Origin of the sequence: Candidatus Oscillochloris fontis (genome assembly GCF_004138135.1) — a bacterium.
In the GTDB taxonomy this organism is placed as follows: Bacteria; Chloroflexota; Chloroflexia; order Chloroflexales; family Chloroflexaceae; genus Oscillochloris; species Oscillochloris fontis.
Genome location: NZ_RYFD01000086.1, coordinates 1 through 6,780, shown reverse-complemented (window position 1 = coordinate 6,780; position 6,780 = coordinate 1). Strand labels below are relative to the sequence as shown.

At 46.1% G+C, this 6,780-nt stretch carries 8 protein-coding genes; 4 read left to right on the top strand and 4 right to left on the bottom strand.

Annotation, left to right across the window (positions count from 1 at the left end):
• The first annotated feature begins 524 nt into the window (after window positions 1–524).
• Together EKD03_RS17720 and EKD03_RS17715 are read left to right on the top strand one after the other, a co-directional pair.
• The gene (locus EKD03_RS17720; protein WP_129633713.1) at window positions 525–806 is read left to right on the top strand and encodes a hypothetical protein; all 282 of its coding nucleotides are present in this window, start codon (window positions 525–527) and stop codon (window positions 804–806) included.
• A gap of 483 nt (window positions 807–1,289) precedes the next feature.
• Window positions 1,290–2,966: a hypothetical protein gene (locus EKD03_RS17715; protein ID WP_129633711.1), complete on the top strand. Its 1,677-nt coding sequence runs from the start codon at window positions 1,290–1,292 to the stop codon at window positions 2,964–2,966.
• Between the two features lie 112 nt (window positions 2,967–3,078).
• Here the strand turns inward: EKD03_RS17715 and EKD03_RS18965 are convergent, their stop codons facing one another.
• Window positions 3,079–3,210 (bottom strand): hypothetical protein, encoded by a 132-nt coding sequence (locus EKD03_RS18965; RefSeq protein WP_274542425.1) that lies wholly within the window; start codon window positions 3,208–3,210, stop codon window positions 3,079–3,081.
• 141 nt (window positions 3,211–3,351) lie between these two features.
• Between EKD03_RS18965 and EKD03_RS17710 the strand changes: the two genes are divergently transcribed.
• Both EKD03_RS17710 and EKD03_RS17705 read left to right on the top strand, forming a co-directional pair.
• Complete coding sequence (locus tag EKD03_RS17710) at window positions 3,352–3,792, top strand: PIN domain-containing protein (protein WP_129633709.1); 441 nt, start codon at window positions 3,352–3,354, stop codon at window positions 3,790–3,792.
• Complete coding sequence (locus tag EKD03_RS17705; RefSeq protein ID WP_129633707.1) at window positions 3,789–4,007, top strand: hypothetical protein; 219 nt, start codon at window positions 3,789–3,791, stop codon at window positions 4,005–4,007. Before EKD03_RS17710 ends, EKD03_RS17705 begins: the two co-directional genes overlap by 4 nt.
• 161 nt (window positions 4,008–4,168) lie before the next feature.
• Here the strand turns inward: EKD03_RS17705 and EKD03_RS17700 are convergent, their stop codons facing one another.
• From EKD03_RS17700 to EKD03_RS17690, 3 genes are all read right to left on the bottom strand, one after another.
• A complete protein-coding gene (locus tag EKD03_RS17700) occupies window positions 4,169–4,369 on the bottom strand; it encodes an element excision factor XisH family protein (RefSeq protein ID WP_129633705.1) in 201 nt (66 codons plus the stop codon).
• A gap of 543 nt (window positions 4,370–4,912) precedes the next feature.
• Window positions 4,913–5,737, bottom strand: a complete 825-nt coding sequence (locus EKD03_RS17695; protein ID WP_129633703.1) for a Cthe_2314 family HEPN domain-containing protein — start codon at window positions 5,735–5,737, stop codon at window positions 4,913–4,915.
• Between the two features lie 12 nt (window positions 5,738–5,749).
• Window positions 5,750–6,652 carry an HNH endonuclease gene (locus EKD03_RS17690; RefSeq protein WP_202976813.1) on the bottom strand — a complete coding sequence of 301 codons (903 nt, stop codon included), beginning with the start codon at window positions 6,650–6,652 and terminating at the stop codon, window positions 5,750–5,752.
• Window positions 6,653–6,780: the final 128 nt, after the last annotated feature.

Genomic DNA, 6,780 nt, shown 5'->3' with positions numbered 1-6,780 from the left:
GGCGTTCCTTCTGGGCAACCATCGCTCGGATCACGGGAACATGGCCAGCGGCGCACCTGAAGGCAGGCGTTGGGCGTCGGGGTGGCCTCCCGCGCTCCGGGGGACGAGGAATCGTTGCAAACTTCTAAGCCCGTCAGCGAGTCGGCCACGAGCAGCGCCCGTCAGAGAATCAGCGACCTTCAATGCCCGTTGGCGAGTCGGCCACGAGCAGCGCCCGTCAGAGAATCAGCGACCTTCAATGCCCGTTGGCGAGTCGGCCACGTTCAACGCCCGTTGGCGAGTCCACTTCGATCAGCGCCCGTTGAAAAATCGGTGTCCATCAGCGCCTGTCGAAGAGTCCGCGACCTTCAACGCCCGTCGGGGAGTCCGCTTCGGCCAATACCCGTTGGCGAGTCGGTGTCCATCAATGCCTGTTGGCGAGTCCGCCACGAGCACTACCCGTCGCACGAATCGACCGCGATCACCGCCCGTCAGCGCGTGAGCATCCTACGTGCAGAGAAGGACAATGGAGGGAGGAGAGAGTGATGGAACGTAAGACACAAGGCGTATATGATCTCGTAGAACGCGTACTTCAAACGATGAATACCCCCTATTCTGAGGATATCATTGAAGAAGTTTTCTTAGCTATAGAAACGCATACTGATTGGCTCCAGAATTACAATAAACTGAATGGTGCTTTAGGGACGAAGGTTGTCCATTCTTGGATAGGACAGTACGTTAAGGAAATAACCGCGATGAAGACTATTCGGGAGGTTTCAGCAAAGCGCAGCCACCTCATTAAGGATTACACCAAGCTATCCTATTAGGTTCTCTACGTAGCTGTTCACACTTCTCCTGGGTACGCGGGCGTCTCGCCCGCTTGGGTGCGTTTGCGGGTGAGACGCCCGCGTACCCAGGCAGGAGTTTTACCCCAAGTGTGAACAGTTATTTCTCTACAGGGTTTTGACAATGGGTTCACCATATGCACCATTCGGCCAATACCCGTTGAGAGTCGGCTTCAATCGCGCCTGTTGGGGAATCGACCACGATCCCTCCGTCACGGAGTCAACTCCCGTATGGCAGCCAGGTCATGGCCAGCCCCGCGCCCAACATCGCCTCGCAGGTGACGCCGCTGGCGCGGCCTGTGAACTGGGTGCCATGTCTGGCTGTTGTTCTGGGCAAACATCGTTCGGATCACGGAAACTTGGCCAGCGGCGCACCTGAAGGCTGGCGTTGGGCGGCCCTCCATACAGCACCTCGTATGTGGTAATATTATTCTAGGAACAGAGCGAAGACTGAAGGAGAACAGTGTGTCGACACAACACGTCAAAAAGGTCGTCCAACAATTTATCGCGGCTGACCATAACGATTTGCTTGTGCTTAAAGGGGGGTGGGGTGTAGGTAAGACGTATTTTTGGCAAAATGCAATAATCACTGCAAAAGAGAGCAAGAAGATTAATAAGGGACACTACTCGTATGTTTCGCTATTTGGGATAAATAGCCTCGAAGAGCTTCGTAACATTATAATGGCGACAAGGGAAGATGCTAATAATAAAGAGGTTAATTCTAGCATTAAAAACATCGCAGATATTATAAAGCAATTCGGAATGCAAGCCGAAAATATTCCCGCCCTTCGTGAATTCACAGGTGGCATAGCCAGTCAAGCTGTATTTATGTTACTCAAGAATACTCTTATATGCTTTGATGATTTAGAAAGGCGAGGGGATGGACTTAATATTAAAGATTTGATGGGATTCGCGTCTTTATTAACAGAACAGCGCAATTGTCAGGTTGTAATAATCATAAACGAAGGCAGCATGTCTGACCTGGAGGTTAGTGAATTCAGGAAACATAGCGAAAAGATTGTAGATGTAGAATTGCAATTTTCGCCGTCTTCCGAAGAAGTCTTCAATTATGTTTTTCCAGAGAATTACCCTCATTATCTGCTCGTGCAAAGATTAATTTTCAATCTAAATATTCGAAATATACGAATCATCCAGCGCATTAAGCGTTTTATTAGCGATCTTCTTGGGTGCTTCGAAGGTACAGAAACAGAAGTTATTGACGAGATTCTCAGATCTATAATACTGTTCGTTTGGTGTTACTATGATAAAGATAGTGGTGCTCCACCTCTTTCTTATGTGAAAGGATTTGATTTTGTACAACTACTCATGCCGGGAAAGGAAAAAGAAGTCGATTCAGAGAAAGAAACTTGGAACCGTCTTTTAAACAATTATGGATACCGAGGAGTTAATGACCTAAATCGGCATTTGATTACATTTGTGGAGACAGGCTATTTGGATAGTGATGTATTTAAGAGAGACCTTTCCAAGAGAAATAATGCAGCGAAGGTTCAGCAAGGCCAAGATGCGTATGCGCAGGTCTGGAAATTATATCACAACTCTTTTGATAACAACGAAGAGGAGTTCGTTCATCAGCTTTTGTCAGCATTTAGATTAAACTCTTCGCACCTGTCGCTTTCCAATCTTCAGAACACGGCTTGGATTTTGCGTAAACTAGGCCATCAAGAAACAGCGAGTAGTTTAATCAAAGATTATATTCTGCTACACCAAGATGTAATTTCCCAAACACCAAGTCATCATATAATGTTTATGAATGAATTAGACGATGAAATTATGGGTGCAGTAAATAATCTCTGGGGTTTGGCAAGGGAACAAAAAAGTCTTTTGGATGTTATACGCGACTTGGCTTCCAAAAACGGCTGGAATCCTGATGATATTGAGGTATTGGCGAAAGCTAATGTTGAGGATTACTATCAGACATTCAAGACAGAGATTTCCGATTCGTTATACTATTATATCAGGTCTTGTCTACAGTTTAAGGGCATTTCAGGCACCCCATCAGATGATAAGTATAAAATAATTATTGAAAAAGTCGAAAAAGCACTGCGGTTGATAGCGAGCGAGAGCAAAATTAATCGTTTAAGAATCTCTAATTTATATAAAATTGAAGTGGATTTAGATTGAGAATAGATAATCTCCTAGAGCCTAATTCGTTCTCACACTATAAACCCGCCGCCCAACATCGCCTCGCAGGTGACGCCGCTGGCGCGGCCTGTGAACTGGTTGCTTTCTATCCCTATCCTGCTGGGTTAAGCTTCGTTCCGATCACGGAAAGCTGCCAGCGGCGCACCTGAAGGCAGGCGTTGGGCGGCTCCTCAACCCGAAAGGCCCATACCGAACAGATGACCGAGTTCTGATCTTCAGCCATGGGGATCACCGCGTAGGGAAACCGTCGATCCAAAATGCCGCAATCGGACAACGGAGTAGTGCCTTCTGGCTTTGGCACGCGGGTGTGTTCTATGCTACACTACCGGCAGAGAGATGAAGTTTCGTTAGGAAATGATTGGTCATGCGTATCTATCTTGATACATGCAGTGTCCAACGACCACTTGATGATCGGTCAAGTGCGCGTATTGCTCTTGAAGCGGAAGCCATTCTTGCCATTCTCGCATTGTGTGAGCGAGGCGTCCTGACATTGGTGTCCTCAGATATCCTTTCATTTGAAATAAACCAAAACCCCTATCCGCAACGTAAGATATTTGCCGAAACCATTATCGCTCAAGCGACGGAAAGAATCACATTAAATGACACCATTATCATGCGAGCAAAACAATTCGAACAACAAGGGATTAAAGCGATTGACGCACTCCATTTAGCATCAGCAGAAGCCGTATCCGTCGATTTCTTTTGTACGTGTGATGATCGTTTCTTCCGTCGTGCAAAGGATATTCCATCACTTGCGCTCAAGGTACGGACCCCCTTAGCGCTTGCCCAGGAGGTTATGCCATGACCATAGCGGCAAATGCCCCCCTTGCGGAAGTAACGACGGTTGCCCTCCGCGTGCTCATTCAGGAAATGGGAGCGGTGAATACGGCCCGTTTTCTCAACCAGTTCACCACGGGATATGGTGATTACACCAAGGATAAGGAGCGCCTTTTTGGGACGATGACGGTCGACGACATCGCACAGGCTATTCTCAACCAGAAAAAAATAGCATCATCGTAAGCAAAGACCGTATCATTAAGAGACATCATTGCGTAATTTTTTAACATATAGAGACAAGAATTGCTCGTCCTAGAGCTGTATTTGGCGCATTCCTGTCAACCCCGCCGCCCAACATCGCCTCGCAGGTGACGCCGCTGGCGCGGACTGAACCTGGGTGCGTTCTAGACATTTCCTGCTGGGTTGAGCTTCGTTCCGATCACGAGAATCTGCCAGCGGCGCACCTGAAGGAGCTTCTCTGCCCCCAAATCAATGTACAGATCAACACCGCCGAATTGTACCACCAGCGGATCGTCGGTAATCGTCCATCCATCGGCACAGAGTGCCTGTTTCACGGCGTGATGAAAAAGATCCCGTGCGGACATCGTGCCTTACTCCTCGCTCGTGGCGTGATTGCTCAGAGAGAGTATACCATACGGGTGTGCGCATTACCGAGCAAACGGGTGGGATCATGCGCACAGACCAATGGTCTTCATCGTCTTGGTACGATCTGATACCCCACCAACGACATCCATCGGTGGTATGGAGTGTGATTGTGGCACGGCGGGCTTGGCGCGATCTGATGACCCACAAACGGCATCTCTGGGTTGATCACCGGCACGGCGTTCTCCCTCCGGCTGCCCCTGGCACGGCATTGCTCGACAGGAATCGGGCATGCGATCCATCCCCAACGCAGTTCTCTGCGGATCGGAACGCCGATCGCTGGGACGCCTCGGCGCTGCGAGGAAGGAAGGCCCAACGCCACGCTTCAGGTGCGCCGCTGGCAGCGTCGATAAATGGCACAAACGACCGCACGAGACGGCTTTGAAAAACGCACCGGATTCAGGGACGCGCCAGCGGCGTCACCTGCGAGCGGTTGTTGGGCCGCTGATTGACAGGAACGCAATGCATGTAGCTTTTAGCATTCCTCAACTTGATATTTCTGTATAGAAAGGATGTAATGCACTAAAGAAAACCTTGGTTCCCTCTGTAATTTTAATAGCCCCAGCTTTTATGGTCTGAGTTAATCTTCTTCTTTCTATTTGATACAATTCTTCTACTATTATTGGATGAGTAGATGCAGGCATATCTGTATTAAATTCTTCTTGTGTCTTTGATGCAAATCTCATACTTTCAAGATCATCTAGTAAGTCTAGTGTTGGAAGAACACTCCTGTGCGCGTACAGATGCCGTGGCTCTCTGTATACTTCGATGAGAGCATCAAGATGCTCTAAAGCAGGCTTCACTGGTGTTTCCTTTATGCGTTCATGCTTAATAATTTTCTTATGACTGCAAAATTTAGGCTCTATTCCTAGTAAAAATACAGCGTTTGTCAATAATAGTGCAGTATCATATATACTCGTAATTGTAATCAAGAAACTTGCATAATGATACTGTATCCATCTATGAAGAGATATATTATTCTGTTCATAAGTTTTTGATTTAGGGTAGCGACGAAAAAAAATAGGTGTCATCTCGATTCTTTCCACAGCATGAGTTAAATTACTGATATACTGAAAAACTTCATTGTTGTATTTTATTTTAAACGAAAGATCTGTATCAGAAGATGCGAGGTTTCGTAGATATTCCCGTGTTTTTTTCTGGATCTCACTTTTTGTTTTAGCAGACGTGTTCGAGATATTCTTTAAAATATCATCATATAAAGGAGATGTGTTTTCCAAAACCCTTATCACAAGCGGATGTGCAAGTAGATCGTAATATAGAGATCTATTAGTAGTGTTGTCAGATGACATTTAGGTGTTCCTTTAGAGATCAGATGCTTTTCTATGTTGATCAAGTGCATCCCTGCTTGGGCCACCATGGCTCTCATCAGGAAGAAAAACTGAACTACCATGTAGATACGCATAAGTTGTGGTTTGAAGTCCAGGTGACAATATAACCGTCATTGATGTTGTATCAATCGCAATCAATAAAAGATCGAATAAAGCATGTAAATCTGCTCGTAATAATAATCCGTTTGAGATGTGATTTGTATAATCTCCACGATAAGGAATTATATGTGCGGCTTCAAGAGCCTGAGCAAAATCAGTGCCCGTGATAGCACATCGACCTTTATATACCTCTAGTAACTTTCTTCGAAATTCAGGTTGCCCACGTCGCCTTACAATAGCCCCAATAGTTCTCTCTCTCGCATCTTCAACATCCTTGGGATCAAATACACGAGATTCAGTATAGCGTTCCTCTCTTTGTTTAATCGTATTCAGTAAGCCGATCTCTAGAAGATGATTTTCCTGAATATCATTGTCTTCTTCATCTACCTCTTCGTCCTCTTTTGTAAGTAGATCAGAATTAAAATCTACTTCTTCCTCTGTAAGTGGGACAGAAATAGAATCTACGGATGAAGTGTCATTTTGAAACGCAGTGGTTTCTACTTGGAGAGTCTCTTGCTCAACTTTTTCCGTTTCAATGACAGAAGATTCTTCTGATAGAGAATCATAGTTATCGGTTACGCGAACCCGCCGAAACCGCATTATCTCCCGACCTGACGCCTTTAATTCTGCAAGCCAGTGCTTTCCTTGACTTGTTATTCTCCAAACTTGCTGATCTTTATACGTAGGACGGTGCTTACGAAACCATGCTCTTCTACCAGCGGTATTTCCGCCCTTCATATCACCAAAAGGCTTATCAACTAGTCCTTCATATGCCATTTGAATCAACGCATTAGATACAGTAGTATGATAAGATTGATAGTCTGTAACGTATCCGTTCAGGGTGGGTCACTCCTGAGTTGCGAGAATCAGTAGAATCCGGCATACTACCGCTATGGACGAGCCAC

Excerpts from the sequence above, each read along its gene's own strand:
- EKD03_RS17705 (WP_129633707.1), top strand. The coding sequence starts at position 3,789 with ATGACCATAGCGGCAAATGCCCCCCTTGCGGAAGTAACGACGGTTGCC.
- EKD03_RS18965 (WP_274542425.1), bottom strand. The coding sequence starts at position 3,210 with ATGGCTGAAGATCAGAACTCGGTCATCTGTTCGGTATGGGCCTTTCGG.
- EKD03_RS17700 (WP_129633705.1), bottom strand. The coding sequence starts at position 4,369 with ATGTCCGCACGGGATCTTTTTCATCACGCCGTGAAACAGGCACTCTGT.
- EKD03_RS17720 (WP_129633713.1), top strand. The coding sequence starts at position 525 with ATGGAACGTAAGACACAAGGCGTATATGATCTCGTAGAACGCGTACTT.
- EKD03_RS17710 (WP_129633709.1), top strand. The coding sequence starts at position 3,352 with ATGCGTATCTATCTTGATACATGCAGTGTCCAACGACCACTTGATGAT.
- EKD03_RS17695 (WP_129633703.1), bottom strand. The coding sequence starts at position 5,737 with ATGTCATCTGACAACACTACTAATAGATCTCTATATTACGATCTACTT.
- EKD03_RS17690 (WP_202976813.1), bottom strand. The coding sequence starts at position 6,652 with ATGGCATATGAAGGACTAGTTGATAAGCCTTTTGGTGATATGAAGGGC.